The following is a 26,963-nucleotide window of genomic DNA, read 5'->3' as shown; positions in this document are numbered from 1 at the left end:
ATACATGCGAACCCTTTGGCGAATCATTGCCGGTTTCTTTAAATGGACGTGGCGACTGCTCAACTTCGTCCGCAACCTGGTGATGAACATCTTCTTCATCCTGCTGGTTCTGGTTTGCGCGGGCATCTGGATGCATATCAGCAACGCGAATCAGGCGCAGCATTCGACTCGCGGGGCCCTGTTACTCGATATCACCGGCGTTATCGTTGATAAACCGTCCGCCAGCAACCGTCTGGGGGCAATCAGCCGCCAGCTGTTTGGCGCGACATCAGACCGTCTGCAGGAAAACTCCCTGTTCGATATCGTCGATACCATCCGCCAGGCCAAAGACGACCGGAACATCACCGGGATCGTGCTGGATCTGAAAGATTTCGCCGGAGGCGATCAGCCTTCAATGCAGTACATCGGTAAAGCGCTGCGCGAATTCCGCGACAGCGGCAAGCCGGTGATTGCCGTGGGCGACAGCTACAGCCAGGGGCAATATTATCTGGCGAGCTTCGCCAACAAAATCTGGCTCTCCCCGCAGGGGACCGTCGATCTGCACGGCTTTGCCACCAACGGCCTGTACTACAAATCCCTGCTCGACAAGCTGAAGGTCACCACCCACGTCTTCCGCGTCGGCACGTATAAATCAGCCGTCGAGCCGTTTATCCGCGACGATATGTCCCCTGCCGCCCGTGAAGCGGACAGCCGCTGGATTGGCGAGCTGTGGCAGAACTATCTCGGCACCGTTGCCGCTAACCGCCAGATTACGCCTGAGCAGGCGTTCCCCGGCGCGCAGGGCGTGCTGGATGGCCTGCGTAAGGTTGACGGTGATACCGCGAAATATGCGCTGGATAACAAACTGGTTGATGCCCTGGGCACCAGCGCCGAGATTGAAAAATCCCTGAGCAAGCAGTTTGGCTGGAGCAAAGAGGACAAAAATTACAGCGCCATCAGCATGTATGATTACTCGACGAAAAAGCCGGATGACAGCGGTAACAGCGTCGCGGTGGTGTTTGCCAACGGCGCCATCATGGACGGCCAGGAGACTCCGGGGAACGTGGGCGGCGATACTACCGCGTCACAAATCCGCGATGCTCGCCTGGATCCGAAAGTGAAAGCGATCGTCCTGCGGGTGAACAGCCCTGGCGGCAGCGTCAGCGCCTCCGAGGTGATCCGCGCTGAACTGGCCGCGGCGCGTGCCGCCGGCAAGCCGGTCGTCGTATCCATGGGCGGAATGGCCGCCTCCGGGGGTTACTGGATCTCAACGCCAGCCAACTACATCGTGGCTAACCCAAGCACGCTGACCGGCTCGATTGGCATCTTCGGGGTGATCAACACCGTGGAGAACAGTCTGGATTCTCTGGGCGTGCATACCGATGGCGTGGCCACCTCTCCGCTGGCGGATGTGTCGGTGACCAAATCCCTGCCGCCGGAAGTCTCTGAGATGATGCAGCTCAGCATTGAGAACGGCTATAAGCGCTTTATCACCCTGGTGGCGGACTCGCGTAAAAAGACGCCTGAGCAGATCGACCAGATCGCACAGGGACACGTCTGGACCGGCCAGGATGCGAAGAGCAACGGTCTGGTGGACAGCCTGGGCGACTTCGATGACGCGGTGAAAAAAGCCGCCGAGCTGGCGAAGCTCAAGCAGTGGCATATCGAGTATTACCAGGACGAGCCGTCGTTCTTCGATATGGTCATGGACAGCATGTCCGGCTCGGTACGCGCCATGCTGCCGGAGGCGATGCAGGCTTACCTGCCTGCGCCAGTCGCCACGGCGGCGAAAGCGATGAAGGCGGAAAGCGATAAGCTCGCGGCCTTTAACGATCCACAGAGTCGTTACGCGTTTTGCCTGACCTGCGCTAACGTCCGTTAAAAACCGTCCCCTCTTCACGCGAAGAGGGGATTTTTTTCTTTTGAAGAACAAGAACTCACTACCATGCAGAAGAAATCGATTTATGTAGCCTACACTGGCGGTACCATCGGTATGCAGCGCTCTGAAAACGGCTATATTCCTGTCTCCGGCCACCTTCAGCGTCAGCTTGCGCTGATGCCAGAATTCCACCGTCCGGAAATGCCTGACTTCACCATCCACGAATACGAGCCGCTGATGGACTCCTCCGACATGACGCCGGAAGACTGGCAGCATATCGCGGATGACATTAAAGCCCATTACGACCAGTACGACGGCTTCGTGATCCTGCACGGCACCGACACCATGGCGTTTACCGCCTCGGCGCTCTCCTTCATGCTGGAGAACCTGAGCAAGCCGGTTATCGTCACCGGGTCGCAAATCCCGCTGGCGGAACTGCGCTCGGACGGGCAGATCAACCTGCTGAACTCCCTGTACGTGGCGGCGAATTACCCGATCAACGAAGTGTCGCTGTTCTTCAATAACCGTCTGTATCGCGGCAACCGTACCACCAAAGCCCATGCTGACGGTTTTGACGCCTTCGCCTCCCCTAACCTGCAGCCGCTGCTGGAGGCCGGGATTCATATTCGTCGTCTGGGCACGCCGCCTGCGCCGAACACCGCCGGCGAGCTGATCGTGCATCCGATCACTCCGCAGCCGATTGGCGTGGTCACTATCTACCCGGGTATCTCTGCCGACGTGGTGCGTAACTTCCTGCGCCAGCCGGTGAAAGCGCTGATTCTGCGCTCCTATGGCGTCGGCAACGCGCCGCAGAACGGCGAATTCCTGAAAGAGCTTCAGGAAGCCAGCGAGCGCGGAATTGTAGTCGTGAACCTGACCCAGTGTATGTCCGGAAAGGTCAACATGGGCGGCTATGCCACCGGCAACGCGCTGGCGCACGCCGGAGTTATCAGCGGGTTCGATATGACCGTTGAGGCAACGCTGACTAAACTTCACTATTTACTGAGTCAGGATCTGGACATTCAGTCTATTCGCAGCGCGATGATGCAAAACCTGCGCGGCGAGCTGACCCCGGACGAATAAGGAGTGCTCATGAAGCAACGCGCCCTGCTACTGGTCGATTTGCAAAATGATTTCTGCGCGGGCGGTGCGCTGGCCGTCGCCGAAGGTGACAGCACCGTTGACGTGGCAAACACGCTGATTGACTGGAGCAAAGCCCGCGGCGAAGCGGTTGTCGCAAGCCAGGACTGGCATCCGGCGAACCACGGCAGCTTTGCCAGCCAGCACGACGTCGAGCCTTTCACTCAGGGGGAACTCGACGGGCTGGCGCAAACCTTCTGGCCGGATCACTGCGTACAGCAGACGGAAGGCGCGGAGCTGCATCCGCTCCTGAACCAGAAAGCCATCGACGCGGTGTTCCATAAAGGTGAAAACCCGGCTATCGACAGCTATAGCGCGTTTTTTGATAACGGGCATCGCCAGAAAACGGCGCTGGACGCGTGGTTACGCCACCATGAAATCACGGAGCTGATCGTGCTGGGCCTGGCGACGGATTACTGCGTGAAGTTTACCGTGCTGGACGCGCTCCAGTTGGGGTATACCGTCAGCGTCATCACCGACGGCTGCCGCGGGGTAAACATTCACCCGCAGGACAGCGCTCAGGCGTTTATGGATATGGCTGCGGAAGGCGCAACGCTGTATACGCTCGAAGACTGGCTGGAAACACAGGCGTAGTCTTTTACGCCCTCTCCCTGTGGGAGAGGGTATCAATCTGCACCGTTATTGCATTTTCATCGTCGCAATCGGCTTCGGCGTGATGCCAAAGTCTTCTTTCAGCTCACGCTTGCTCTTCATGACCATCTGGCCTTTGGTGTCGATCGTCATGTGCTGCGCGTCGGTGTTATTGCGCGCCTGCCACAGCATCACCAGCTGCAAACTGTTCTCTTTTTGCTCCGGCGTCAGCGCAACTCCGTCGGGCCATTTTCCCAGTTCTACGGCGGTCACCAGACGCTGATAAATCTCCGGCGTCATGCCGCTAATCATGTCATCAATATTCACACTCGCGCCCTTTCAAAGGAATAATTTGCTGAATCGTTTTTTCAACCCTTCACCTGGTCGCCGTTTTCGTCGTCAGTGAAGCTCATTGAGGCCGAATTTACGCAGAAACGCTCGCCCGTAGGCTGGGGGCCATCCGGGAAGACGTGCCCAAGGTGCGCATCGCAATTGCCGCAGCGAATTTCCGTACGCACCATGCCGTGCGACGAGTCGGTCAGGTAGCGGATGGCCTCATCGCTCACCGGCTCGTAGAAACTCGGCCAGCCGCAGCCAGAATCAAATTTCGTTTGTGAATTGAACAGGGGCGCATCACAGACCAGGCAGTGGTAGACGCCGTCTCGCTTATTGTGCAGTAAACGCCCGGTGAACGGCGGTTCCGTTCCGTGATTCTGCGTCACGTAAAACTGCATTTCTGTGAGGTTTTTTTTCAAATCGTCAGGGTTACGTTGGTTCGACATATGCTTACATCTCGCTGTAGAAACAGACATCTTTAACCCGGATTCTAACAAAACATTAACACCCTTGCGTGCACTTTTGATCTAAACTTATGTGTCGCGAATAAGCGGTCAGGCAATTGTGATCACGTTCACATTTTTATCCTGAGAGGACTTTAAAATCCCGGCTCAGCCCCCATATGGGTGCAAGCTCAAAGGGAAAGTGAGGCGAGTCAGTCGCACAAACGTTAGTCACAGGATTGATTTGTCGCAATGATTGACACGATTCCGCTTGACGCTGCGTAAGGTTTTTGTAATTTTACAGGCAACCTTTTATTCACTAACAAATAGCTGGTGGAATATATGACTATCAAAGTAGGTATCAACGGTTTTGGCCGTATCGGCCGTATTGTTTTCCGTGCTGCTCAGAAACGTTCTGACATCGAAATCGTTGGTATCAACGATCTCCTGGACGCTGAATACATGGCGTACATGCTGAAGTACGACTCAACTCACGGTCGTTTCGACGGCACCGTTGAAGTGAAAGACGGCCACCTGGTTGTTAATGGCAAAACCATCCGCGTTACTGCTGAAAAAGACCCAGCTAACCTGAAATGGAACGAAATCGGTGTTGACGTTGTTGCTGAAGCAACCGGTATCTTCCTGACCGACGAAACTGCGCGTAAACACATCACCGCTGGTGCGAAGAAAGTTGTTCTGACTGGTCCTTCCAAAGACAACACCCCAATGTTCGTTCGTGGTGCAAACTTCGAAACTTACGCTGGCCAGGATATCGTGTCTAACGCATCCTGCACCACCAACTGCCTGGCACCACTGGCTAAAGTTATCAACGACAACTTCGGCATCATCGAAGGTCTGATGACTACCGTTCACGCGACTACCGCTACTCAGAAAACCGTTGATGGCCCGTCTCACAAAGACTGGCGCGGCGGCCGTGGCGCGGCTCAGAACATCATCCCATCCTCTACCGGTGCTGCTAAAGCTGTAGGTAAAGTACTGCCAGAACTGAATGGCAAACTGACTGGTATGGCGTTCCGCGTTCCAACTCCTAACGTATCCGTTGTTGACCTGACCGTTCGTCTGGAAAAAGCTGCTTCTTATGAAGAAATTAAGAAAGCAATCAAAGCTGCTTCCGAAGGCGCAATGAAAGGCGTTCTGGGCTACACCGAAGACGACGTTGTATCTACCGATTTCAACGGCGAAATCTGCACTTCAGTATTCGATGCTAAAGCAGGTATCGCACTGAACGACAACTTCGTGAAACTGGTTTCCTGGTACGACAACGAAACTGGCTACTCTAACAAAGTACTGGACCTGATCGCTCACATCTCCAAATAAGTTGAGATGAGTGTTTGATCCAAAAAGGCGACTTCGGTCGCCTTTTTTATTGTTTTTAGACAGAGGATTGCTTAATGACTAATAAAATTTTTGCACTTCCGGTAGTCGAACAACTTACCCCTGTGCTCTCCCGCCGTCAGATTGACGGTGCTGATATCTTCGTCGTTGACCACCCACGCGTTAAAGCCTCCGTAGCGCTCAACGGCGCCCACCTGCTCTCCTGGAAACCGGAAGGCGAAGCAGAAGGCTTATGGCTGAGCGATGCGACCTCCTTCAAAAAAGGGGCCGCAATCCGCGGTGGCGTACCGATCTGCTGGCCGTGGTTCGGCCCGTCCGCACAGCCGGGTTTGCCGTCTCACGGTTTTGCCCGTAACCAGCAGTGGACGCTGAAAGCGCATAACGAAGATGACAACGGCGCAGTGCTGACCTTTGAGCTGCAGGCTAATGATGAAACCCGCGCCCTCTGGCCGCACGATTTCACCCTGTATGCCCGCTTCAAGCTGGGTAAAACCTGTGAAATCGAACTGGAAGCTCACGGCGAGTTCGAAACCACCTCTGCCCTGCACACCTATTTCAACGTGGGTGATATCAGCGCCGTGAAGGTGAGCGGCCTGGGCGATACCTATATTGATAAAGTCGATAACGCGAAAGAAGGCAAACTGAGCGACGGCGTTCAGGCATTCCCTGACCGTACCGACCGCGTTTACCTGCACCCGGAAGCGTGCAGCGTGATCCACGACGGCGCCCTGAACCGCGGTATTGAAGTGGTCCATCATCATCACAGCGACGTGGTGGGCTGGAACCCGGGCCCTGCGCTGTCCGTCAGCATGGCCGATATGACGGATGATGGCTACAAAACGTTTGTCTGCGTGGAAACCGCTTGCGTGAGCAACCCGCAAAAAGCGAGTGAGGAAAAACCGTCTCGTTTAGGGCAGACGATTCGCATTGTTAAGCGATAAATTCCCTGCACCACGCTAAAGCAAACGGGGCGCAAGCGCCCCGTTTTGATGCAAAGATTGCACTAAATTAATGCACAATCAGAACTTGTAGCTCACACCCACAGAGAAGATGCCTGCCCAGGACTTATCGACCATCGGGCTATCCTTCACTTCGTCGCTCAGACGCTCATAGCGGCCGGTACCGTACACGCTCCAGTCGCCAAGGAAGTTGTAGCTCGCGGTCAGCTCCAGGTAAGGATCCCAGCCGTCATCTGCACTGTAGCTTTTCAGACCACTGCGGCGGGACTCGTTTTTAGAGACGCCGTAGTAGTAATCGTTGTAGTTCTCGCTGTTGTACTGCACACCGATACCCGGCGTCAGGGTGAGCCCACCGTTGGTGTAGCGGTACAACCACGCCAGATCCCAGATAAAGCCGTTGCTGTTATCCAGCGTGTCACCCGCCAGGGCCGTACGCAGGAAGCCATACTCGGTGTTATGTACATACGAGAGCCCGGCCATCATGGTGCTTTTACGCTTGTCGAGCTGGCGAAGCGCATGGCTGTCGCTGTCACCCGGCTTGAAGTGCGTTGGGTCGTAGTAGGCCATGATGGAGAGCTTATCGGCCTTATCGTTCCAGAGATAGTAGCCGCCGCCGAGCCCGCGGAACCAGACGTTGTCGCCTTCATAGGTGATAACGGGAACAGGATAAACATCACGGTCATACTGTTTATACGGGCTGTTAATGACGCCAACACCCGCGCCAACCGTCCACTGACTTTCCGCCTGCGCGGTGTTCACTGCGGTCGCGGCAAGGATGCCTAATGCCAGAAGTTTGAGTTTGGTCACAATCCATTCTTTCCTGTAGTCAAATAATCAGCGGATGAAGTGTAACCGCCATTCCCGTACATCCCAAAATTTTTTGCCTGCTAATCAGTCTGATTAACCCGTTATTTTTAACTTTTCAGATGACAACACGCTTTCATTTATATGACCACTGAATGAAAAACGTGCATTTGTCTTATAACGACAGTGGAAATTTTTGGATGAGTTATTGATATGTCATTGAAAGTAGATTTTCTGGGCATGCAAGTTTTGCAAATGCCATCTACGCTTTAATTTAAGAAGAGTTTTCCTGAACACCCTGCGGTTCTTAGCGTCTGACCTGGCACACAGGTTGCTGCTCTGGCAGTGAGGTGCGAGAGATTCTCTTCCGGGAGCCTCCACTACTCATACGAACGGCTCTTATCCTGTGCTAAAAAACGAAAGGACGGCATGCCATGAATATATTCGATCACTATCGCCAGCGCTATGAAGCTGCCAAGGACGAAGAGTTCACACTGCAGGAGTTTCTTACCATCTGTCGGCAAGATCGCAGTGCCTATGCCAATGCGGCAGAACGGCTATTGATGGCTATTGGTGAGCCAAACATGGTTGACACTGCCCTGGAGCCTCGGCTTTCCCGTCTCTTTTCGAATCGGGTGGTCGCCCGATACCCGGCGTTTGAAGAGTTCTATGGTATGGAAGATGCCATCGAACAGATTGTCTCCTATCTGAAGCATGCCGCTCAGGGTCTGGAAGAGAAGAAACAGATCCTCTATTTACTCGGCCCGGTGGGTGGCGGTAAATCCTCGCTGGCTGAACGCCTGAAGTCGCTGATGCAGCGCGTTCCTATTTATGTGTTGAGCGCCAACGGTGAACGCAGCCCGGTGAACGACCATCCGCTGTGCCTGTTCAATCCGCAGGAAGACGCGCAGATTCTGGATAAAGAGTATGGTATCCCGTGTCGCTACCTCGGCACCATCATGTCGCCGTGGGCGGCAAAACGCCTGCACGAGTTTGGTGGCGACATCACTAAATTCCGCGTGGTGAAAGTCTGGCCGTCTATCCTTGAGCAGATCGCCATCGCCAAAACAGAACCCGGTGATGAGAACAACCAGGATATCTCGGCGCTGGTGGGTAAAGTCGATATCCGTAAGCTGGAAAACTTCGCGCAAAACGATCCGGATGCCTACGGTTACTCAGGCGCGCTGTGCCGCGCGAACCAGGGGATTATGGAATTCGTCGAGATGTTTAAAGCACCGATTAAAGTGCTGCATCCTCTGCTGACGGCTACCCAGGAAGGCAACTACAACGGGACGGAAGGTATCTCCGCCCTGCCGTTTAACGGGATTATCCTCGCCCACTCGAACGAATCTGAATGGGTGACCTTCCGTAATAACAAAAACAATGAGGCCTTCCTTGACCGCGTGTACATCGTCAAGGTGCCTTATTGCCTGCGTATCTCCGAAGAGATCAAAATTTACGAGAAACTGCTTAACCACAGCGAACTGGTGCACGCTCCTTGCGCACCGGGAACGCTGGAAACGCTGTCGCGCTTCTCCATCCTTTCGCGTCTGAAAGAGCCGGAAAACTCCAGCATCTATTCGAAAATGCGCGTCTATGACGGTGAAAGCCTGAAAGATACCGACCCGAAAGCGAAGTCGTATCAGGAATACCGCGACTATGCCGGGGTTGATGAGGGGATGAACGGTCTGTCCACGCGCTTCGCGTTTAAGATCCTCTCCCGCGTCTTTAACTTCGACCATGCGGAAGTGGCGGCCAACCCGGTTCATCTCTTCTACGTGCTGGAGCAGCAAATCGAACGCGAGCAGTTCCCGCAGGAACAGGCTGAGCGCTACCTTGAGTTCCTCAAAGGTTACCTGATCCCGAAATACGCCGAGTTCATTGGCAAAGAGATCCAGACGGCCTACCTGGAATCCTATTCAGAATACGGGCAGAACATTTTCGACCGTTATGTCACCTATGCTGACTTCTGGATCCAGGATCAGGAGTACCGCGACCCGGATACCGGCCAGCTGTTTGACCGTGAATCCCTGAACGCGGAGCTGGAAAAAATCGAGAAGCCTGCCGGGATCAGCAACCCGAAAGACTTCCGTAACGAGATTGTGAACTTTGTCCTGCGCGCCAGAGCGCATAACAACGGGCGCAATCCGAACTGGACCAGCTACGAGAAACTGCGCACGGTCATTGAGAAGAAAATGTTCTCCAATACCGAAGAGCTGCTGCCGGTGATCTCGTTTAACGCCAAAACCTCAACCGATGAGCAGAAAAAGCACGACGACTTTGTCGACCGTATGATGGAAAAAGGCTACACCCGCAAGCAGGTCCGCCTGCTCTGTGAATGGTATCTGCGCGTGCGTAAATCGTCTTAAAAACAAGTGCCCGGTGGCGGTTAGCGCTGACCGGGCCTACAAAATGCAAGTTGGCAAATGCAGTACGGGGGGTATATGACCTGGTTTATTGACCGGCGTCTTAACGGCAAAAACAAGAGCACGGTGAACCGCCAGCGCTTCTTGCGTCGTTATAAAGCGCAAATTAAACAGTCTATCTCCGAGGCCATCAACAAACGCTCGGTGACCGACGTCGACAGCGGCGAGTCTGTCTCCATCCCCACCGATGACATCAGCGAACCGATGTTTCATCAGGGGCGAGGCGGCCTGCGCCATCGCGTACACCCAGGTAATGACCACTTCGTTCAGAACGACAGAATTGAGCGTCCTCAGGGCGGCGGCGGTGGTTCAGGAAGCGGTCAGGGACAGGCCAGCCAGGACGGTGAAGGTCAGGACGAATTTGTCTTCCAGATTTCGAAAGACGAATATCTCGACCTGCTGTTTGAAGACCTGGCGCTGCCGAATCTGAAAAAGAATCAGCATCGTCAGCTTAATGAATACAAAACCCATCGCGCGGGCTATACCGCCAACGGCGTGCCCGCCAATATCAGCGTCGTGCGTTCGTTGCAGAATTCGCTGGCGCGACGAACGGCCATGACGGCGGGCAAACGGCGCGAACTGCGCGAGCTGGAGAGCAGCCTGAAGGTCGTGGAAAACACGGAACCGGCGCAACTGCTGGAAGAGGAGCGTCTGCGTAAAGAGATTGCGGAACTAAGAGCGAAGATCGAACGGGTACCGTTTATAGACACCTTCGACCTGCGCTACAAGAATTACGAAAAACGCCCTGAGCCCTCCAGCCAGGCGGTGATGTTCTGTCTGATGGACGTTTCCGGCTCGATGGACCAGGCCACGAAGGATATGGCGAAGCGTTTTTATATTCTGCTCTACCTGTTCCTGAGCAGAACCTATAAGAACGTGGAGGTGGTCTATATTCGTCACCATACTCAGGCGAAAGAAGTAGATGAACATGAGTTTTTCTACTCGCAGGAGACCGGCGGGACCATCGTGTCAAGCGCTCTGAAGCTGATGGATGAAGTGGTCAAAGAGCGTTACGACCCGGCGCAGTGGAACATTTATGCCGCGCAGGCGTCCGATGGCGACAACTGGGCCGACGACTCACCGCTGTGTCACGAGATTCTGGCGAAGAAAATTCTGCCGGTGGTGCGTTACTACAGCTATATCGAAATTACCCGTCGCGCGCACCAGACCCTGTGGCGGGAGTATGAACATCTGCAAGCAATGTTCGATAATTTTGCCATGCAGCATATCCGTGACCAGGATGATATTTATCCGGTGTTCAGGGAGCTGTTCCATAAACAATCTGCTACCAGCAACGCATAATCCAACAGCCAGCTAACGCGCTGGCTGTTTTCTTTCGACCCCGTTCATCCCGTGCTAATGTAGAAAGCTGCATACTGGATTATCACCGGGAAAATCGTTATGACTGACGACGTTATTGGAACAGGAACCCACCAGCAGCTCATTACCTTACTTACCGAGCAAGGCGCGCGTTTTCGCGTCATGGAGCACGAGGCGGTTGGGAAATGCGAAGCGGTAAGTGAAATTCGCGGGACCGATCTGCGGCAAGGCGCCAAAGCCCTGGTCTGCAAGGTGAAGGGAAACGGCGTAAAAAAACACGTTCTGGCGATCCTCGCCGCCGATCTGCAGGCCGACCTGAGCCAGCTTGCCAGCCATTTTGGCGGGCTGAAGGCCTCCCTCGCGAGCCCAGCCGAGGTCGATACCCTGACCGCCTGCGTTTTCGGCGCTATCCCGCCCTTTAGCTTCCATCCTGATTTGGCACTGGTTGCCGACCCGCTGCTGTTCGAGCGCTTTGACGAAATCGCCTTTAACGCCGGTTTACTGGAGAAATCCGTGATTATGGATACCCAGGATTACCTGCGCATCGCCCGTCCTGAACTGGTGACCTTCCACAAAGCGTAACCGTGATGGCTGACGCCCCTGTCAGCCTTTTCTTTCCAGAAACAGCACGGAGGCGACGAGAATAATGGCAATAGCAAAAAACGATGAGGAGATAATCAGCGTTTCAACAAACATGTGATCGTTCATGATGGCGACCCCTTTTGCGATATCTGCCTTCGTTTTAATCCGCGTAAATGACAAGGTTATGACAGCAATATAATCTTTTTAAAACTGTCCTCCGACGCGTTTGCGCGTACAGTAAGCAAGTTGATTATTTTGGCAAGGATTCCCTATGTTTGACCCTACTCTGCTCATTCTTCTGGCACTCGCCGCGCTCGGCTTTGTCAGCCATAACACCACCGTCGCCATCTCGATTCTGGTGCTGATTATTGTTCGCGTGACCCCGTTAAATACCTTCTTCCCGTGGATAGAAAAACAAGGCCTCACCATCGGGATCATCATTTTAACCATCGGGGTAATGGCGCCCATCGCCAGCGGCACGCTTCCCGCCTCAACCCTGCTGCACTCGTTTGTAAACTGGAAATCGCTGGTGGCGATCGCGGTGGGGATTTTTGTTTCGTGGCTGGGCGGGCGCGGCGTTACGCTGATGAGCAGCCAGCCCTCGCTGGTGGCGGGTCTGCTGGTGGGCACCGTGCTGGGCGTGGCGCTCTTTCGCGGAGTTCCTGTGGGGCCGCTGATTGCGGCTGGCCTTGTCTCTCTGTTTATCGGGAAGTCGTAGTCAGGCTGGCCATATAACGCGCCGGCGTCTGGCCCAGTCCCTTTCTGAACATGGTGATAAACGCGGTGGTAGAGTCGTAGCCGAGTGTCTGTGCCACCTGCTGTACCGATTTCCCACCGATCAAATGCTGTAACGCCACGATCAGCTGCAGCTGGTGACGCCAGCGGCGAAAGCTTAAACCGGTCTCTTTCACTACCAGCCGCGCCAGGTTGCGTTCGCTCATGGCAAAGTGGCTCGCCCACTGCGTCAGCGTCTGCCAGGCGGCGGGCTCTTCCGCCATTTTCTCGCTCATCAGCCGAATTTTAGGATGGGGCGAGACGGGCAGCTGCAGATGCTCCTGACGCTGGAGCGGCAGCTCGTCAAACAGAACGTCTACCAGGCGCGACGTGGCCGCAAGAGAGAGTTGTTCACGCGATTTTTCCGCCAGGGATAAAATCAGCTCCCGCACCAGAGGGGAGATTTTCAGGGTGCAGCAGCGGTCGGGCAAGCTTGCCGCCCCCGGTTCAATGAACAAAAAGCAGAGCTGCGCGCCCGGGGTGGCCCTGTTGCTGTGCGGCATCTGGCCGGGGATCCAGACGGCGTACTGGGGCGGAACCATCAGCATGGCATTTTCCACTTCGCAGGTGATCGCGCCGCCGAGGGCCAGAATCAGCTGCCCCTTACGGTGATGATGCCGGGGAATATACTGTTCCTCCGCCACCACGCGGATGCGAAATGCGACGGCCGCGTCGTGCTGGCTATCGGGATCATAGCCGTCCAGTCCCAGACCAATCATCAGTTTGTCCGATTTTAGCGATAAACTGTCATTTTAGCCTGATTTAAACCGCCGCGAAAATCGGTATTGTGTGCGCTCGCTTGAACGTATGAGAACATAATGACTACTGCTATTCGCACCTCAGGAAAACACGGCGCGCTGTTGATTGCAGGCATCCTGATGATTGCCACTACGCTTCGCGTCACCTTTACCGGCGCAGCTCCGCTGCTCGACACTATTCGTCTTGATTATGGCTTAAGCACGGCGCAAACCGGTCTGCTGACTACCCTGCCCCTGCTGGCTTTCGCCCTTGTCTCGCCGCTCGCCGCAGGCGTTGCCCGACGTATTGGCATGGAGCGCAGCCTGTTTGGCGCCCTGCTGCTGATTTGCGCCGGAATTGCACTTCGCTCGCTGCCTTCCGCCGCGCTGCTTTTCATCGGAACCGCGGTCATCGGCTGCGGAATTGCGCTCGGGAACGTGCTGTTACCCGGATTAATTAAGCGTGACTTCCCGGGTCAGGTAGCCCGACTCACCGGGGCCTATTCCCTGACGATGGGCGTCTCGGCGGCGCTTGGCTCAGCGATGATTGTTCCCCTGGCGCAGGGTAGCGCAGGCTGGCATGGCGCGCTGCTGATGCTAATGGCGTTTCCGCTGGTCGCGCTGCTGCTCTGGCTGCCGCAGTGGCGTCAGAAACACGTTGCGACGGTAACGGGCGCTGGCGCGCTGCATAATCGCGCCATCTGGCGCTCGGCCCTCGCCTGGCAGGTCACGCTCTTTTTGGGGATTAACTCGCTGATTTACTACGTCATCATCGGCTGGCTGCCGGCGATATTGCTCAGCCACGGCTACAGCGAAGCGCAGGCCGGCTCGGTGCACGGACTGTTGCAGCTGGCCACGGCCGTGCCGGGGCTTGCCGTTCCGCTGATCCTCCACCGTCTGAAAGACCAGCGGGGGATCGCCGGCGCGGTGGCGCTGATGTGCGCGGTAAGCGCGGCGGGGCTATGGTTTATGCCTGACATGGCGGTGATGTGGACGCTGGTGTTTGGCTTTGGCTCTGGAGCAACGATGATCCTCGGCCTGACGTTCATCGGTCTGCGCGCCAGCTCCGCGCACCAGGCTGCGGCGCTGTCCGGCATGGCGCAGTCGATTGGCTATCTGCTCGCCGCCTGCGGCCCTCCGCTGATGGGGAAAATTCACGATAGCGCGGGAAATTGGCAAATCCCGCTTCTGGGCTGCGCTCTGGCCGCCGTGATAATGGCGCTCTGCGGCGTGCTTGCCGGGCGAGACCGCGAGATCGCGCCCCGTTAAAGACTCTGGCAGACCATCGGGTCTGCCTTTTCCTACCCGCGAGCCGCGCGCAGCATCGCCTGCACCAGCACGACCGGACGGCCTTCCAGCGCGGCACGCTCATGCTGGAATAAGGTGATCACGAAGAACGGGTGCGTAACCAGCTCTGCGGCGCGAATTTCCCCCTGTTCGTCCCAGCCCGTAACATGCATATCACCGCTTTCCAGCGCCTGGGAAAACGCCGGCGACACGCCATAGTTACAGTGATAACCCTCTTCTATTTCCGGCTTGCCGTAGGCTTTCGCGATCAGCGTATTTTTGCGCAGCTCAATCGCATCGGTTTTTTCCACCAGCGAGCAGGTCAGCGGCGCAATCACCATGGTGCCTTCGGTATCCGTCTCGGCATGTGCCGCATCGGCCCAGCCCAACACATTGCGGGCATACTCAATCAGCGCGTGCTGGAATCCGCCGCAGGTGCCCAGGAACGGTACGCCGTTTTCACGCGCGTAGCGCGCGGCGATAAAGGCCGCCTCGGTGTTTTTATAGGGGCTGGCAGGCACCAGCCAGATGGCATCGTAGCCCACCAGATCTTCAGGGCTTGTCAGCTCCGTGGTGGCAAGCCAGTCGTAATCGGCGGTGAGGTCAAGGACTGCGGCGGCGTCGTCAATCGCCAGCGGGATCGCCTGATGCGCAATAACACTGGGATTGTAATCGCCAACCAGCGCAATGCGCAGCGTCGTTTTAACCGGGAGGTGTTCCATGAAAGGTTCCTTATGCCAGAGTATTATCAGATAACATAAGGAACCTCAGACTACCGATCTTCTGCAATTATCACAATACCTTAAATTGGGAGGGTGGAATTATGATTCAATGCAAACGCGTATACGAGCAGGCTGGTCCGGACGACGGCTATCGGGTACTGGTGGACAAGCTGTGGCCGCGCGGGGTTAAAAAAACGGACCTCGCCTATGATGAATGGTGCAAAGCGCTCACGCCTTCGAATGAATTACGCAAGGCCTTTCATAGCGAAACCATTGATTTCGCCGCCTTCAGCAAAGCCTATCGGGAAGAGCTGGCGCAGCATGCTGACGAGGGAATGCGTCTGGCGACGCTGGCGAACAGGCAGACCGTCACCCTGCTCTTTGCTGCCAAAGACACGAAGCAAAATCACGCCCAGGTATTAGCCGACTGGCTACGCCATCTCTGATCAGCCGATCGCCAGCTCATCGAGGATTTGCGGCGCTTCATCGGGAGTGAGCGGCATCAGATGTTCGGCGCGGACAAAGGCAAAGCCGTGCTGATTGTCAAAGGCGTAAACATCGCCAGTCACCAGCCAAAGGGCGCGATCGGCGGTAGCGGGTAATTGCGTCATCACGCCGTTGACCGGGTTAACGAAACGCAGGCCGGGCTGACACAGGCCAAACAGCTCAACAGATTTACCAATATTGCGACGGCCTGACGCCGTGCGGGCACCGATGATCATCGCCATGCTGCCCGGTTTAAGCTGAAACATACTTCTCTCACGGTAACGGTAGCCAGGAACTGGCTAAGAATAATCCTAAAGAGAAGTGTATCGCAGGCAATATACGTCTGTCACCTGGCGGGTTGCGGACGATCGCGACGGTAGAGCGTCCATTCATCAATCACTTCGCCCCCCGGTAGTTTGCACTCCGTGCGTACGCCCTGCGGGCTTTGAACCGGGATCTGTTCCCCGCCTTTCTCCAGGCAGTACACGGAGGCCGGGTTCGCCATACCGATAGCGTGCGGTGGTTTCGGGGCATCGGGTGGGGTTGTTTTCGCGGTGCAGGCAGCCAGGGGAAGCGCCAGCGCCAGAAGCAGAAATCTCATCTCATTGATCCTTGTGACATCATGACAGTCTAAGGGTAACGGGTCATCGCCCCTTTCTCCATGATTTCTCCATTTTAACTGCACTTTTCAACACTATAGTGTGGCATGTTCTCGATATGACCAGAGAACATCATTCCGTAATCAAGATGTCTTTGCCCCGGTCTCAACAACGGGGCCTTTTTTTCTCTGCTGCTGCCCCCTCCCTGCATATATTAAATTTTTTATATTCATGTTTTACTATGCCTGAAGTCTAAAAACTCAGCATAACATGCAGATGCAGACGTCTTCTGCCTGGGAGTCATTCTACGTCATGTCGGACATTATCCTTGCCCGTGTTTCAGAAACCCTCGCCACTGAACAATCCCTTGAAGGTCTCGTTCGCCAGCTGCTGGAGATGCTGGAGATTGTGACTGACATGGAGTCGACTTACCTCACCAAGGTAGATATCGAAGCCCGACTGCAGCATATCCTCTACGCCCGCAACAGCAAGCAGATGACAATTCCTGAGGGGCTGAGCGTCCCATGGGATGAAACACTGTGCAAGCGCGCGCTGGATAGCGACACCGTATTCAGCAACGACGTTCCCGAACGCTGGCCGGAGTGCGAGGCGGCGAAAGCGCTCGGCATTACGACCTACATGAGTATTCCTGTCCATCTTGCGGATGGTTCACTCTACGGAACGCTTTGTGCCACCAGCACCGCCAGAAAGCCGCTTAGCGAGCGCGGTGAACAGGTTCTGAAGTTATTCGCCGGGCTGATTGCCCAGTCCATTCAGAAAGAGTCGCTGGTAACCCAGCTTCGCGAAGCCAATGCGGCCCTCATCGCGCACTCTTACACGGATGCCCTTACCGGTTTACCCAACCGTCGCGCCATTTTTGAAGATCTGACCACGCTGTTTTCCCTGGCGCGGCACCTTAAACGTAACACCGTCATCGCGTTCATCGATCTGGATGATTTCAAGCTGATTAACGATCGCTACGGCCACGAGGCTGGCGACCAGTTCCTGATTGAAGTGGGCAAGCGTCTGACGGAAGAAAAACAGCAGGACGATATCATTGGCAGGCTGGGCGGCGATGAGTTTCTGGTGGCGTCGTTGAGCACATCCCACAGCGAAGGAGATAACGCGCAGGTCACGCTGCTCAAAACGCGCCTCAGCGCCTCTATTGCCGGTGAATACTGGCTGGGTAGCGTCAACCTCATTTACCCCGGAGCCAGCGTCGGCGTTATCGAAGTGGACCCTAAGATAACCGATCCGGACAGCGCATTACGCGACGCAGATGTCGCGATGTATCAGGATAAGAAAGGAAAAAGCAAAACACGCTTTCTCACTATGGATTAACCCCGTACACTCTACGGCGTTACAAAAACCGAAACAGGTGATGATATGAGAATAGGGATCCTCTTCCCGGTCGTTATTTTTATAACGGCGGTGATTTTTTTAGCATGGTTTTTTGTCGGTGGTTACGCGGCGCCTGGGGCATAAATGAGAAAAACGACCCTCGTTATGCTGATCGTTGCCATCGCGGCATTTGCCGGCACGCAGCTTGGCTGGTGGTAAACGCCACTACGTAAAAAGGCCGCCATCTGGCAGCCTTTTTTAACGCTTGTAAGCCTTAGCTTTTGATTTTTCTATAGATAAACAGAACAACCAGCGCACCAATCACCGCGACAGCGAAACTGCCGAAGTTAAAGCCATCGACTTTGCCAAAACCGAACAGCGTACTGATCCAGCCGCCGACTACCGCGCCGATAATACCCAGTATTACGGTGACGATAAACCCACCGCCATCTTTGCCCGGCATGATCCACTTCGCCAGAATACCCGCAATAAGCCCAAAGATAATCCAGGATAAAATTCCCATAACTTTCCTCTCTGTATGGTTTTTGTCATTAAATCAACGACACAAAAAAGAATAGCACAGGATTTCAGAAAGGAAATTTGTGATAGGCATCACAATGAGAGAGTGCGCAATTATTCATCAACAAAAAGAGCCTGCCGCATAAACTGTGGGGTTGCATCTTCTGTTGAGAAAGATTATCTTTCTCAACACTGAATAGTTGAGCGTAACACTCAGGTATTCAGTACGACATTGCTCACATTGCTTCCAGTATTTTTTGCCCACTCCTGAGTGGGCTTTTTTTCTGTTCATACCCCAACAAACGCGTACCGGTTACGTCCTGCGCGTTTTGCCTGGTAGAGCGCCTGGTCAGCGGCAATAATGATGTTCTGCTGGCTGCCCGCGATGTCGACCGCACGCGCGGTGGAAATCCCGACGCTTACCGTCACCCGTCCGAAGGGGCTAAAAGCATGCGCGATTTGCAGGGAAAACACGTTGCGAATGATCGTTTGCGCCAGTCGAAGCGCCTCCTGGATATCCGTATCAGGTAATATCAGCGCAAACTCCTCTCCGCCATAGCGCGCCACAATCTGATTATCACGGGTAAGGCTCTCCCGGAGACTGTTTCCCAGCAGCGTCAGACACCGGTCCCCTTCCGGATGGCCGTAGTTATCGTTGTATTTTTTGAAGTAGTCCACGTCCACAATCAGTATCGAAATTGCTGCGTCATGCGCTGCACACGTCGCGATTTCCGAGAGGATTCTTTCATCAAAAATGCGACGGTTATACAGCCCGGTCAACGCATCCTCAGAAGCGATAATCTTCAGCGCCTTATTATCTCTGGTTTTTCTGGATAAGTCGGAATACAGGAAGTATGACGCGACGATAAGTATCGCAGTGAAAACGAAAATGAGCAGCGCCAGCTGAATAGCCTGCTTGCGCCACGGTGCGAGGGCTTCATCAATGCTGACGGCCACGGTGGTCACCAGCCCGTAGCGTCGGTTTTTCTCATAGGCGTAAATGCGTTCGATTTTATCAAACCGCGAAACGGAACTGGCTATCCCGGTATTTTGTACCTTTAGGTATTTCCTGAAGAGGGGTGAATCAGAAAAAATCGTGCCGACGTAGGTATTTTTAAAGGGGTGACGGACCAGCAGCACACCGGATTGTGTCGTTAAGCCAATGACGCCCAGATGACCAATATTAATCTGCCCGTAAAGCGCGAGAAAATTCTCAATACCCAGCGTCACCACCACGACACCGTTAAATGCCCCGGTGTGGGTTTCAAGGCGACGACTAATGGTAATGACCCATTTGCCATTGGTTCTGCTTACCACGGGCTCACCAATAAAAATCTGCTGATTTTTATTTTCCTTGTGATAGATAAAAAATGACCTGTCCGATCCTTTGCGTGGGCCTGTAAAAGTTTCATGCAGCGCGGTAAAGATATCGCCCTGAGCGTCGTAAACAACCACATTATTAATCTGGGTAAGAAGATTATCCTGATTATTTATCATCCGCTGAATATTGGTCGCCTGTTGCGGCGTCATGCCATAAATTTCGATTATGTCGGAAACGGTAGTAATTAACATTTCGCTTTGGCGCATGATCCCCTCGGTGTAGACATCAAGGGTATGGCTCAGGTTAGCAACGCTGGTATTAATTTGCTGAATTGACTGCTGTCTGGACGTGGCAATTTGGACGGCAAGCGACAGCGAGATGATCAATGAGACAATGATGACGGTAATGGTTGTTGTGTAAAAAGTATTTTTCACATGCACGAGCTTTTCCACCTTATCACGCCTGACATCCCTGGCTGACAACTCTTGTCACTGTAACAAAGCTGGGGATAAGAGGAAAATGAATTGCACTTAAGCATACAACAGAAGCTCGTCTTTATTTCGTTTTACAAACTAACGGTCTCCCGGGGTTTAGATAAAATAACTTTAATAAAATCGATATAGGAGACGGGTTTACCAAAATAATATCCCTGTAACAGGGTTATCTCATTACGGTTGAGATACTCCAGTTGCTCTTTTGTTTCTACACCTTCAGCGACAATGCGCAAAGAGAGTTTTTTCGCCAGGTCAATGACGCAGTCCAGCAGGATCGTTGAGTCCTTTTCCTCTGAAACCCGGTTCACAAAGCTTTTATCAATTTTAATATAATCAATGGCCAGCGCATTAAGGCATGACAGCCCGGAATAACCCGTACCAAAATCATCCAGGGCAATAACAAAGCCGGCGTTATGCAGCATGTTGAGGTTTTCCACAAGGTGAGGATTATCGACCAGCGGTTCACGCTCGGTCACCTCGAGAACCAGTTTGACCTCTTTACCCTGAAACCCCTTCCCGAAGACGCGGCAGTCACCGATAAATGAAGGCGCATTAATATGCCTGGCGCTGATGTTCACCCCGATATGAAACCCGTCCGGTAGCTTAGGCAAAAGCGGCTTAAGCTGGGTCACCACTTTCGCCATCAATCCTTTAGTCAGCGGTATAATCAACCCGCTACGTTCGGCAATTGGAATAAAGACATCCGGCGGGATAAACCCTGACTTTTGGATGCTTCCATCTTGCCAGGACCTCAACGCCGTACAGCCCGCCAGTATCGCCGTTCACGATCGGCTGGTAATAAGGCTCGATCTCCCCCTGCAAAATCGCTTTACGCAAATCGTCTTCAAATGAGGTGCTTTTCCCTTTGTATCGACGGATCAAAATGCCTACCGCCACCGATAGCGCGAGAATAAGCAGTATCAGGCTCCATCCCTGTTGCAAAAGCCGCGTCAGGCTGAAAAAGGCAGGAGGTTGCCAGGCCAGGCTAAAGGGAAATTGCGTTGATGCCCTAAGTGACCCCGTCCAGGAGGCCGCTTTCCAGCCCCTCACATCGCCGTTGCGAACAAGCATGCTTTCGCCGACAACCAGCGCCAGATCCACGCTGTTCGATGCGCTTGCAATGGCGTCCTGCAAATGCGCGTCACTGATGCTGACGATGACGCGCCCTCCCGCGATGGGCATCTGGAAGATAAGCACCGGAATGCCGTTCACCAGTCGATTGCCGGGTAACAGCATCAATTTTTCGGCAGGTAACGTCTCAGGATGAATAATCAACACGCCATTCCCGGGAAGGGAAGTACAGATGATTTTACCCTGCAGCTCGATCATGATGGCGCGCAGATGCGGTTTTAGCGCTGCCTCTGTCCCCAGCGCCAGCTGTCCGCTACTGGTACACCCTTGAGCCGCAACGCGCTTTGCCGTGCTGGCCGCACTGACGGCTTCAGCCAGAATGTTTTCTATTTTTTGGGTGCTGGTCGTGGCGGTATGACTATTACTCAGCTTCGCCATCTGCCATAGCTGCCAGTTAATAATCAAAATGCCGCTCAGAAAAAGAAACAGAGCGCTAAGAATAGGGATCATCACGTTGCGCACGATGTTTTCCTTAATAGAAAAATCAAGCATGGATGTTCTGGTTGAAGAGCCTGTGCTAACCCGGTATTGCTTATAACAATGAAAATAGCTTAGCTGAGAATTGTCTTAAAAAACTGATACTTTCGTATGAGTTCATCTGCCGGCATTTACTCACATGACGTGACTATCAGGCTTGTTCCTTGCCCTGGCTGTGTTAAGATTTGTGAAATCAGGGAGCGGACTGGATAACTGGAAAATGAAAAAGCTCATTGCCGTTGCTATTGTTTCATCGCTTCTGGTCTTCCTGTCTCTTTATGCGGTCAATGCTGTAATCATTGGTCAGCAGAAGAGCAAACAGCGTGAAATATCCCGTACCCTTTTACATTATTCAGAAGACGTGTCCCAAAGCGTGGCGCTGGGTCTCAAAAGCATCACGACGCAGGGATGCGATAAAACCAGCCTCGATCGCTACAGACAAATTAAGCTTAATAATCTTTATTTTGCCGATATCGGCTTTATTGAGAAGGGAAAAATAGTCTGTACCGCTTTTTGGGGGAAACTCGCGACGCCCGTTGCACTTCCTGCAGAACTGCATAAAACGCCGAGGGGCTTTCTCCTGGCCCAGTTTTCGAGAAAAGACTTTTTCACGGGCAATGCGGCAATTTATAATAATATTATTATCTTCACCTCCCGCTATGCTTACGATAAATTCACCCCGGTTACCGCAAGCTATTCGCTCAGTGCTACCACCAAAGACTTCGGCAGAGTCTTTTTTTCGGCCGCCACGGAGCTAAATCAGCAGAGCTGGCTGCATTCGACGTTGTTTACCCTGACCCTGACACAGTGCAGCGCATTCTGGGACCTGTGCGTCATCGTGAAGCATCACGACGCCGGGCTGGCCTCGTTACCTCCGTTTATCTTTGCGCTTCTCGCGGTCATTCTCTGTTTTATCTGGATTGCGATAACGCTATTTATCTTCCGTATCTATGAAGACCGTTTTTCTCTGGAACGTACGCTGATAAAAGCCGTCCTCACGAATACCATCAGCGTTAACTATCAGCCCATTATTCGCATTCACGATCAAAAAATCGTGGGTGTAGAAGTTCTGTCGAGATGGCGCGACCAAAAACACGGGGACGTCTCTCCGGAGCTGTTTATCCCATTAATTAAGAAGATCGGTCTGTATAAAAAATATTACAGTAATATTATCGAAAAATCCCTTTCCGAAATTGCCCCACTGGCGATAAAACACCAGCTGATAGTCTCAATAAACGTTGGGCACAAGGAAATTGAAGATGGACAGTTCATTACCATTTTGCGCCGTGCGTGTTTTGCCAATCACCTTCCCCTTTCCCTGATGAAGGTCGAACTCTCTGAGAAAGCCGTTTCCACGGCAGATATCCTCGAAGGATTCTGTCAGGAGCTGAAATCGCTCGGCGTTAAAATATCAATAGACGATTTTGGCGTGCAGAACTCGAACCTCGCCCGCCTTTCGCTGCTTGAATATGATGAAATCAAAATCGATAAGTCGCTGGTGGACGGCATCAGCGAGCATTATAAGCAAAACATCTTTGTAATCTTCAGCGATGCCCTTGCAAGATTGAATAAAACGCTTGTTTTCGAGGGCGTGGAAAATGAAATTCAATATCGGTTTATTGCAAGCAGATATCCTGATGCGCTGATTCAGGGATGGTATTTTTCAAAAGCGCTCACCCGAAGCGAGCTGGCGAAGCGACTCACCGGGGTCGCACCGTAACCCGAAGCCTTGCGCATCCGTTTTTTTCCAGTCGGGCATTTCTATTTTTTACGCAAAAACATATAGTCGTCACATTCAGCCGGTAGATTACCCTGAAGCACACTCATATTTTGGTTAAAAACGTGAAATTATCCTTACTATTCCCAGTGGTACTCTTTTGTCTAACCGTTATTTTCGCGCTGTTTATCGACGCCCCCGCTTCGCATATTCTGCGGAAAAAATGCATGTGGTCCGATAGCGTGATGCTGAGCTGTATCGCAAAGCATCAGCATAACGGTTTTTGAAGCAGACTATTCATTTCCCCACTGATTGAGGAAGTTCGCAATATCATCAACGCGACCCGCACGGATCCCGGCCTCAGTGGCCATATCCTGCTGGGCTTCCTCGCTAATCTCCTCATTATTCGATAAACGGGTGAGCAGCAGCTGGAAATAATGTGCCAGCGCGTCGCGCTCTGACTCAGCGACCTGCTCAGCGGCTTCCGTCGCGTACTCATCGGCAATGTCATAATATTTCAGTGGGATATCGTTGTTCATAACAGTCTCGTCGCTAACCTGTAAGGGTAAAGCCATCAGTATATCGGACGCCCTATCTCAACCAAAGCATTGCTTCAGATGAGTAACGCAAGCAGCGCTGCGAGAGCGGGCGCGGCCTGTACATACAAAATTTTTCGGCTGGCGGTGGCTGCGCCAAAGAGTCCGGCGATCAGCACGCAGGCCAGGAAGAAGATGGCCACCTGAATCCCCTTTTCCCCGAGCCAGAGGCTCCAGAGCAGACCGGCCGCCAGAAAACCGTTATACAGCCCCTGATTCGCGGCCAGCACGCGGGTCTCGCGCGCAAAATCAGGACGCAGATTAAAGGCCTTATGCCCTGTTTTGGTATTCCACAGGAACATTTCCAGCACAAGAATGTAAAGATGGATGAATGCAACGACAGCGATAAGGACGGTGGCTAACATCGTGTTGTCTCCCGCAGGCAGAGGCAAAAAAAACGGGAACCCTCAGGCCCCCGCTCTTGTTTAACCCAGAATCTGGATTACATATTCGCGATAATCGCGTCGCCAAACTCTGAGCATTTCAGCAGCTTAGCGCCTTCCATCAGACGTTCGAAATCGTAAGTTACGGTTTTCGCGTTGATCGCGCCTTCCATACCTTTAACGATCAGGTCTGCGGCTTCGAACCATTCCATATGACGCAGCATCATCTCTGCGGACAGGATGATAGAGCCTGGGTTCACTTTGTCCTGGCCTGCATATTTAGGTGCAGTACCGTGGGTCGCTTCGAACAGGGCGCACTCGTCACCGATGTTCGCGCCAGGGGCGATACCGATACCGCCAACCTGAGCAGCCAGGGCGTCAGAGATGTAGTCACCGTTCAGGTTCATACAGGCAATCACGTCGTATTCTGCAGGACGCAGCAGGATCTGCTGCAGGAACGCATCGGCGATCACATCTTTAATGATGATCTCTTTACCTGTGTTCGGGTTCTTGATCTTCTGCCATGGACCACCGTCGATCAGCTCACCGCCGAACTCCTCTTTCGCCAACTGGTAACCCCAGTCTTTGAACGCGCCTTCGGTGAACTTCATGATGTTGCCTTTGTGAACCAGAGTCACAGAGTCACGGTCGTTGGTGATCGCGTATTCGATGGCCGCACGCACCAGACGTTTAGTACCGTCTTCAGAGCATGGCTTGATGCCGATACCGCAATGCTCAGGGAAGCGAATTTTCTTCACGCCCATCTCTTCGCGCAGGAATTTAATCACTTTTTCTGCATCAGCAGAGTCCGCTTTCCATTCAATACCCGCGTAGATGTCTTCTGAGTTTTCGCGGAAGATAACCATATCGGTCAGTTCAGGGTGCTTAACCGGGCTTGGGGTGCCCTGATAGTAACGAACCGGACGCAGACACACGTACAGGTCCAGCTCCTGACGCAGTGCCACGTTCAGGGAACGGATACCGCCGCCAACTGGCGTCGTCAGTGGGCCTTTAATAGCAACGCGGTAGTCGCGGATCAGGTCCAGCGTTTCTGCTGGCAGCCAGACGTCCTGGCCATAAACTTGAGTAGATTTCTCACCGGTGTAAATTTCCATCCAGGAAATTTTACGCTCGCCTTTGTAGGCTTTCTCAACAGCGGCATCAACCACTTTCAGCATCGCCGGGGTAACGTCTACACCGATACCGTCACCTTCGATGAACGGGATAATCGGATTGTGAGGAACGTTAATCTTGCCGTTTTGCAGGGTGATCTTTTTACCTTCCGCCGGAACAACTACTTTGCTTTCCATTAACCTCTCCTTCGAGCGCTTCTGGTTGTTACTGATCTTATGTTAATAAATTGTAATGAGCCCTTCGATAGTACCTGATTGTCCTGCGCCATGAAAGGTCTTCGTTATTAGGCTATAATGCGGCAATTGATAACGCCTGAAAATACCATGAAGAAAACTTCTTTTACAAAACACTGGGTTGAGCGATTCAGCTCGCGACAAGCCGCCAGAAGACCGCAGGAAACCCAGCCGAAGCGGGTTATTTTGTTCAATAAACCCTACGATGTTTTGCCGCAGTTTACCGATGAAGCCGGGCGCAGCACGCTGAAGGACTACATCCCCGTTCAGGGCGTCTACGCGGCCGGGCGCCTGGACCGCGACAGCGAAGGCCTTCTGGTCTTAACCAACGACGGCGCGTTGCAGGCAAAGCTCACGCAGCCGGGCAAACGCACCGGCAAAATTTACTTCGTCCAGGTGGAAGGCGAGCCGGATGACGCGACGCTGGCAGCACTACGCAGCGGCGTGACGTTGAACGACGGCCCAACCCTGCCCGCAGGTATTGAACGCGTGAATGAGCCGGAGTGGCTGTGGCCGCGCAACCCGCCGATTCGCGAACGCAAATCCATCCCGACAAGCTGGCTCAAAATCACCCTTTATGAAGGCCGCAACCGCCAGGTTCGGCGCATGACCGCACACGTCGGCTTCCCTACCCTGCGTCTGATTCGCTACGCCATGGGCAGCTACACTCTGGAAACGCTGGCAAACGGCGAATGGCGCGACGTCACCCCTTAAGGAGTCACTATGTTTAAACCTCATGTCACGGTTGCCTGCGTGGTCCACGCCAGGGGTAAATTCCTTGTTGTTGAAGAGAGCATTAACGGCAAAGCGCTGTGGAACCAGCCTGCCGGACACCTTGAAGCCAATGAAACCCTGCTGCAGGCAGCAAAACGCGAGCTGTGGGAAGAGACCGGTATTCACGCTGAGCCCCAGCACTTCATCCGTATGCACCAGTGGATCGCGCCGGATCACACCCCGTTCCTGCGCTTTTTATTCTCCGTTGAGCTTAGCGAAACGTGCGCCACAGAGCCGCAGGATGACGATATCGATCGCTGTCTCTGGGTCACCGCCGACGAGATCCTGAACGCGCCAAACCTGCGCTCGCCGCTGGTTTCGGAAAGCATTCGCTGCTGGCAGTCTGCTGGCCGCTTACCGCTGGATGTCATCGGCGCATTTAACTGGCCGTTTACAGAGGGTGTCAATGGTGGGGGGGCGTGA

Annotated in this window: 29 protein-coding genes and 1 pseudogene; 16 read left to right on the top strand and 14 right to left on the bottom strand. The window is 53.6% G+C overall.

Annotated features, from left to right (window positions below):
• The first annotated feature begins 4 nt into the window (after positions 1-4).
• The 3 genes from sppA to pncA all read left to right on the top strand — a co-directional run bounded on the left by sppA (position 5) and on the right by pncA (position 3,592).
• A complete protein-coding gene (gene sppA, locus ACERY3_RS05520; RefSeq protein WP_045401549.1) occupies positions 5-1,861 on the top strand; it encodes a signal peptide peptidase SppA in 1,857 nt (618 codons plus the stop codon).
• Positions 1,862-1,924: 63 nt separating this feature from the next.
• The gene (ansA, locus tag ACERY3_RS05515) at positions 1,925-2,941 is read left to right on the top strand and encodes an asparaginase (protein ID WP_008500705.1); all 1,017 of its coding nucleotides are present in this window, start codon (positions 1,925-1,927) and stop codon (positions 2,939-2,941) included.
• 9 nt (positions 2,942-2,950) lie between these two features.
• Entirely contained in the window at positions 2,951-3,592 is a 642-nt protein-coding gene (gene pncA / locus ACERY3_RS05510; protein WP_048977353.1) for a bifunctional nicotinamidase/pyrazinamidase, read from the top strand.
• Between the two features lie 45 nt (positions 3,593-3,637).
• Here pncA and ACERY3_RS05505 read toward each other — a convergent pair whose 3' ends face one another.
• Positions 3,638-3,901 carry a YeaC family protein gene (locus tag ACERY3_RS05505; protein ID WP_196238666.1) on the bottom strand — a complete coding sequence of 88 codons (264 nt, stop codon included), beginning with the start codon at positions 3,899-3,901 and terminating at the stop codon, positions 3,638-3,640.
• 56 nt (positions 3,902-3,957) lie between these two features.
• Complete coding sequence (msrB, locus tag ACERY3_RS05500) at positions 3,958-4,371, bottom strand: peptide-methionine (R)-S-oxide reductase MsrB (RefSeq protein WP_029739831.1); 414 nt, start codon at positions 4,369-4,371, stop codon at positions 3,958-3,960.
• A 339-nt stretch (positions 4,372-4,710) separates the two neighbouring features.
• On the opposite strand from msrB, the gene gapA reads away from it, so the two are divergent.
• A complete protein-coding gene (gapA, locus tag ACERY3_RS05495) occupies positions 4,711-5,706 on the top strand; it encodes a glyceraldehyde-3-phosphate dehydrogenase (protein ID WP_023311257.1) in 996 nt (331 codons plus the stop codon).
• 74 nt (positions 5,707-5,780) lie between these two features.
• On the top strand, positions 5,781-6,665 hold the full coding sequence (locus tag ACERY3_RS05490; protein WP_373225245.1) for a D-hexose-6-phosphate mutarotase: 885 nt from the start codon (positions 5,781-5,783) through the stop codon (positions 6,663-6,665).
• A gap of 78 nt (positions 6,666-6,743) precedes the next feature.
• Here the strand turns inward: ACERY3_RS05490 and ACERY3_RS05485 are convergent, their stop codons facing one another.
• On the bottom strand, positions 6,744-7,490 hold the full coding sequence (locus ACERY3_RS05485) for a MipA/OmpV family protein (protein WP_032657936.1): 747 nt from the start codon (positions 7,488-7,490) through the stop codon (positions 6,744-6,746).
• Between the two features lie 431 nt (positions 7,491-7,921).
• Here ACERY3_RS05485 and yeaG point away from each other — a divergent pair, with 431 nt between their 5' ends.
• The 3 genes from yeaG (at position 7,922) to ACERY3_RS05470 (ending at position 11,815) form a co-directional block, all read left to right on the top strand.
• A complete protein-coding gene (gene yeaG, locus ACERY3_RS05480) occupies positions 7,922-9,856 on the top strand; it encodes a protein kinase YeaG (protein ID WP_373225244.1) in 1,935 nt (644 codons plus the stop codon).
• A gap of 75 nt (positions 9,857-9,931) precedes the next feature.
• Positions 9,932-11,215, top strand: a complete 1,284-nt coding sequence (locus ACERY3_RS05475) for a YeaH/YhbH family protein (RefSeq protein ID WP_032651499.1) — start codon at positions 9,932-9,934, stop codon at positions 11,213-11,215.
• A 99-nt stretch (positions 11,216-11,314) separates the two neighbouring features.
• The gene (locus ACERY3_RS05470; RefSeq protein ID WP_023335328.1) at positions 11,315-11,815 is read left to right on the top strand and encodes a YbaK/prolyl-tRNA synthetase associated domain-containing protein; all 501 of its coding nucleotides are present in this window, start codon (positions 11,315-11,317) and stop codon (positions 11,813-11,815) included.
• Between the two features lie 21 nt (positions 11,816-11,836).
• Here ACERY3_RS05470 and yoaI read toward each other — a convergent pair whose 3' ends face one another.
• Positions 11,837-11,941 (bottom strand): small membrane protein YoaI, encoded by a 105-nt coding sequence (gene yoaI, locus ACERY3_RS05465; RefSeq protein ID WP_087822389.1) that lies wholly within the window; start codon positions 11,939-11,941, stop codon positions 11,837-11,839.
• Positions 11,942-12,086: 145 nt separating this feature from the next.
• Here yoaI and ACERY3_RS05460 point away from each other — a divergent pair, with 145 nt between their 5' ends.
• Complete coding sequence (locus ACERY3_RS05460) at positions 12,087-12,533, top strand: DUF441 domain-containing protein (protein WP_024908579.1); 447 nt, start codon at positions 12,087-12,089, stop codon at positions 12,531-12,533.
• Here ACERY3_RS05460 and ACERY3_RS05455 read toward each other — a convergent pair.
• The gene (locus ACERY3_RS05455; RefSeq protein ID WP_047061599.1) at positions 12,517-13,308 is read right to left on the bottom strand and encodes a helix-turn-helix transcriptional regulator; all 792 of its coding nucleotides are present in this window, start codon (positions 13,306-13,308) and stop codon (positions 12,517-12,519) included. The two genes, ACERY3_RS05460 and ACERY3_RS05455, sit on opposite strands and share 17 nt — an antisense overlap.
• 99 nt (positions 13,309-13,407) lie before the next feature.
• Here ACERY3_RS05455 and ACERY3_RS05450 point away from each other — a divergent pair, with 99 nt between their 5' ends.
• On the top strand, positions 13,408-14,595 hold the full coding sequence (locus ACERY3_RS05450; RefSeq protein ID WP_337036832.1) for a CynX/NimT family MFS transporter: 1,188 nt from the start codon (positions 13,408-13,410) through the stop codon (positions 14,593-14,595).
• Between the two features lie 32 nt (positions 14,596-14,627).
• Here ACERY3_RS05450 and ACERY3_RS05445 read toward each other — a convergent pair whose 3' ends face one another.
• Positions 14,628-15,335: a CTP synthase gene (locus tag ACERY3_RS05445; protein WP_048975694.1), complete on the bottom strand. Its 708-nt coding sequence runs from the start codon at positions 15,333-15,335 to the stop codon at positions 14,628-14,630.
• Positions 15,336-15,436: 101 nt separating this feature from the next.
• Here ACERY3_RS05445 and ACERY3_RS05440 point away from each other — a divergent pair, with 101 nt between their 5' ends.
• A complete protein-coding gene (locus tag ACERY3_RS05440; RefSeq protein WP_373225243.1) occupies positions 15,437-15,781 on the top strand; it encodes a DUF488 domain-containing protein in 345 nt (114 codons plus the stop codon).
• On the opposite strand, the gene ACERY3_RS05435 is transcribed toward ACERY3_RS05440, so the two are convergent.
• Together ACERY3_RS05435 and ACERY3_RS05430 are read right to left on the bottom strand one after the other, a co-directional pair.
• On the bottom strand, positions 15,782-16,087 hold the full coding sequence (locus ACERY3_RS05435; RefSeq protein ID WP_039262013.1) for a periplasmic protein: 306 nt from the start codon (positions 16,085-16,087) through the stop codon (positions 15,782-15,784).
• An 80-nt stretch (positions 16,088-16,167) separates the two neighbouring features.
• Positions 16,168-16,422: a DUF333 domain-containing protein gene (locus tag ACERY3_RS05430; RefSeq protein ID WP_039262011.1), complete on the bottom strand. Its 255-nt coding sequence runs from the start codon at positions 16,420-16,422 to the stop codon at positions 16,168-16,170.
• A 310-nt stretch (positions 16,423-16,732) separates the two neighbouring features.
• On the opposite strand from ACERY3_RS05430, the gene ACERY3_RS05425 reads away from it, so the two are divergent.
• Positions 16,733-17,761 (top strand): sensor domain-containing diguanylate cyclase, encoded by a 1,029-nt coding sequence (locus ACERY3_RS05425; RefSeq protein WP_373225552.1) that lies wholly within the window; start codon positions 16,733-16,735, stop codon positions 17,759-17,761.
• 45 nt (positions 17,762-17,806) lie between these two features.
• Entirely contained in the window at positions 17,807-17,905 is a 99-nt protein-coding gene (locus tag ACERY3_RS05420; RefSeq protein WP_029739841.1) for a YoaK family small membrane protein, read from the top strand.
• Positions 17,906-18,035: 130 nt separating this feature from the next.
• Here ACERY3_RS05420 and ACERY3_RS05415 read toward each other — a convergent pair whose 3' ends face one another.
• From ACERY3_RS05415 to ACERY3_RS05405, 3 genes and pseudogenes are all read right to left on the bottom strand, one after another.
• Positions 18,036-18,284 carry a GlsB/YeaQ/YmgE family stress response membrane protein gene (locus ACERY3_RS05415; RefSeq protein WP_006174788.1) on the bottom strand — a complete coding sequence of 83 codons (249 nt, stop codon included), beginning with the start codon at positions 18,282-18,284 and terminating at the stop codon, positions 18,036-18,038.
• Between the two features lie 284 nt (positions 18,285-18,568).
• Entirely contained in the window at positions 18,569-20,053 is a 1,485-nt protein-coding gene (locus ACERY3_RS05410) for a diguanylate cyclase (RefSeq protein WP_373225241.1), read from the bottom strand.
• Positions 20,054-20,166: 113 nt separating this feature from the next.
• Positions 20,167-21,604 (bottom strand): annotated as a pseudogene (locus tag ACERY3_RS05405) (EAL domain-containing protein).
• A 319-nt stretch (positions 21,605-21,923) separates the two neighbouring features.
• Between ACERY3_RS05405 and ACERY3_RS05400 the strand changes: the two are divergent.
• Positions 21,924-23,423, top strand: a complete 1,500-nt coding sequence (locus ACERY3_RS05400; protein ID WP_262770362.1) for a cyclic diguanylate phosphodiesterase — start codon at positions 21,924-21,926, stop codon at positions 23,421-23,423.
• A 290-nt stretch (positions 23,424-23,713) separates the two neighbouring features.
• Here ACERY3_RS05400 and ACERY3_RS05395 read toward each other — a convergent pair whose 3' ends face one another.
• The 3 genes from ACERY3_RS05395 to icd all read right to left on the bottom strand — a co-directional run bounded on the left by ACERY3_RS05395 (position 23,714) and on the right by icd (position 25,709).
• Positions 23,714-23,959: a DUF2543 family protein gene (locus ACERY3_RS05395; RefSeq protein ID WP_058840812.1), complete on the bottom strand. Its 246-nt coding sequence runs from the start codon at positions 23,957-23,959 to the stop codon at positions 23,714-23,716.
• A 74-nt stretch (positions 23,960-24,033) separates the two neighbouring features.
• Positions 24,034-24,381 (bottom strand): DUF1304 domain-containing protein, encoded by a 348-nt coding sequence (locus ACERY3_RS05390; RefSeq protein ID WP_047061595.1) that lies wholly within the window; start codon positions 24,379-24,381, stop codon positions 24,034-24,036.
• Positions 24,382-24,458: 77 nt separating this feature from the next.
• The gene (gene icd, locus ACERY3_RS05385) at positions 24,459-25,709 is read right to left on the bottom strand and encodes an NADP-dependent isocitrate dehydrogenase (protein WP_032657958.1); all 1,251 of its coding nucleotides are present in this window, start codon (positions 25,707-25,709) and stop codon (positions 24,459-24,461) included.
• A gap of 117 nt (positions 25,710-25,826) precedes the next feature.
• On the opposite strand from icd, the gene rluE reads away from it, so the two are divergent.
• Together rluE and ACERY3_RS05375 are read left to right on the top strand one after the other, a co-directional pair.
• Positions 25,827-26,480: a 23S rRNA pseudouridine(2457) synthase RluE gene (rluE, locus tag ACERY3_RS05380; RefSeq protein ID WP_058840813.1), complete on the top strand. Its 654-nt coding sequence runs from the start codon at positions 25,827-25,829 to the stop codon at positions 26,478-26,480.
• Positions 26,481-26,489: 9 nt separating this feature from the next.
• Positions 26,490-26,963, top strand: coding sequence for an NUDIX hydrolase (locus tag ACERY3_RS05375; RefSeq protein WP_058840814.1), 474 nt, complete (start codon positions 26,490-26,492; stop codon positions 26,961-26,963).

The sequence above is a fragment of the Enterobacter cloacae complex sp. ESBL7 genome, from assembly GCF_041679625.1.
In the GTDB taxonomy this organism is placed as follows: Bacteria; Pseudomonadota; Gammaproteobacteria; order Enterobacterales; family Enterobacteriaceae; genus Enterobacter; species Enterobacter asburiae_B.
Note: the sequence above shows the minus strand (reverse complement) of the source record. Positions and strands in the feature narration are given on the sequence as shown.

Excerpts from the sequence above, each read along its gene's own strand:
- icd (WP_032657958.1), bottom strand. The coding sequence starts at position 25,709 with ATGGAAAGCAAAGTAGTTGTTCCGGCGGAAGGTAAAAAGATCACCCTG.
- ACERY3_RS05390 (WP_047061595.1), bottom strand. The coding sequence starts at position 24,381 with ATGTTAGCCACCGTCCTTATCGCTGTCGTTGCATTCATCCATCTTTAC.
- ACERY3_RS05425 (WP_373225552.1), top strand. The coding sequence starts at position 16,733 with ATGTCGGACATTATCCTTGCCCGTGTTTCAGAAACCCTCGCCACTGAA.
- ACERY3_RS05395 (WP_058840812.1), bottom strand. The coding sequence starts at position 23,959 with ATGAACAACGATATCCCACTGAAATATTATGACATTGCCGATGAGTAC.
- ansA (WP_008500705.1), top strand. The coding sequence starts at position 1,925 with ATGCAGAAGAAATCGATTTATGTAGCCTACACTGGCGGTACCATCGGT.
- sppA (WP_045401549.1), top strand. The coding sequence starts at position 5 with ATGCGAACCCTTTGGCGAATCATTGCCGGTTTCTTTAAATGGACGTGG.
- msrB (WP_029739831.1), bottom strand. The coding sequence starts at position 4,371 with ATGTCGAACCAACGTAACCCTGACGATTTGAAAAAAAACCTCACAGAA.
- ACERY3_RS05420 (WP_029739841.1), top strand. The coding sequence starts at position 17,807 with ATGAGAATAGGGATCCTCTTCCCGGTCGTTATTTTTATAACGGCGGTG.
- ACERY3_RS05430 (WP_039262011.1), bottom strand. The coding sequence starts at position 16,422 with ATGAGATTTCTGCTTCTGGCGCTGGCGCTTCCCCTGGCTGCCTGCACC.
- gapA (WP_023311257.1), top strand. The coding sequence starts at position 4,711 with ATGACTATCAAAGTAGGTATCAACGGTTTTGGCCGTATCGGCCGTATT.
- rluE (WP_058840813.1), top strand. The coding sequence starts at position 25,827 with ATGCGGCAATTGATAACGCCTGAAAATACCATGAAGAAAACTTCTTTT.
- ACERY3_RS05400 (WP_262770362.1), top strand. The coding sequence starts at position 21,924 with ATGAAAAAGCTCATTGCCGTTGCTATTGTTTCATCGCTTCTGGTCTTC.
- yoaI (WP_087822389.1), bottom strand. The coding sequence starts at position 11,941 with ATGAACGATCACATGTTTGTTGAAACGCTGATTATCTCCTCATCGTTT.
- ACERY3_RS05435 (WP_039262013.1), bottom strand. The coding sequence starts at position 16,087 with ATGTTTCAGCTTAAACCGGGCAGCATGGCGATGATCATCGGTGCCCGC.
- ACERY3_RS05505 (WP_196238666.1), bottom strand. The coding sequence starts at position 3,901 with ATGATTAGCGGCATGACGCCGGAGATTTATCAGCGTCTGGTGACCGCC.
- yeaG (WP_373225244.1), top strand. The coding sequence starts at position 7,922 with ATGAATATATTCGATCACTATCGCCAGCGCTATGAAGCTGCCAAGGAC.
- ACERY3_RS05490 (WP_373225245.1), top strand. The coding sequence starts at position 5,781 with ATGACTAATAAAATTTTTGCACTTCCGGTAGTCGAACAACTTACCCCT.
- ACERY3_RS05445 (WP_048975694.1), bottom strand. The coding sequence starts at position 15,335 with ATGGAACACCTCCCGGTTAAAACGACGCTGCGCATTGCGCTGGTTGGC.
- pncA (WP_048977353.1), top strand. The coding sequence starts at position 2,951 with ATGAAGCAACGCGCCCTGCTACTGGTCGATTTGCAAAATGATTTCTGC.
- ACERY3_RS05455 (WP_047061599.1), bottom strand. The coding sequence starts at position 13,308 with ATGATTGGTCTGGGACTGGACGGCTATGATCCCGATAGCCAGCACGAC.
- ACERY3_RS05460 (WP_024908579.1), top strand. The coding sequence starts at position 12,087 with ATGTTTGACCCTACTCTGCTCATTCTTCTGGCACTCGCCGCGCTCGGC.
- ACERY3_RS05450 (WP_337036832.1), top strand. The coding sequence starts at position 13,408 with ATGACTACTGCTATTCGCACCTCAGGAAAACACGGCGCGCTGTTGATT.
- ACERY3_RS05475 (WP_032651499.1), top strand. The coding sequence starts at position 9,932 with ATGACCTGGTTTATTGACCGGCGTCTTAACGGCAAAAACAAGAGCACG.
- ACERY3_RS05415 (WP_006174788.1), bottom strand. The coding sequence starts at position 18,284 with ATGGGAATTTTATCCTGGATTATCTTTGGGCTTATTGCGGGTATTCTG.
- ACERY3_RS05375 (WP_058840814.1), top strand. The coding sequence starts at position 26,490 with ATGTTTAAACCTCATGTCACGGTTGCCTGCGTGGTCCACGCCAGGGGT.
- ACERY3_RS05470 (WP_023335328.1), top strand. The coding sequence starts at position 11,315 with ATGACTGACGACGTTATTGGAACAGGAACCCACCAGCAGCTCATTACC.
- ACERY3_RS05440 (WP_373225243.1), top strand. The coding sequence starts at position 15,437 with ATGATTCAATGCAAACGCGTATACGAGCAGGCTGGTCCGGACGACGGC.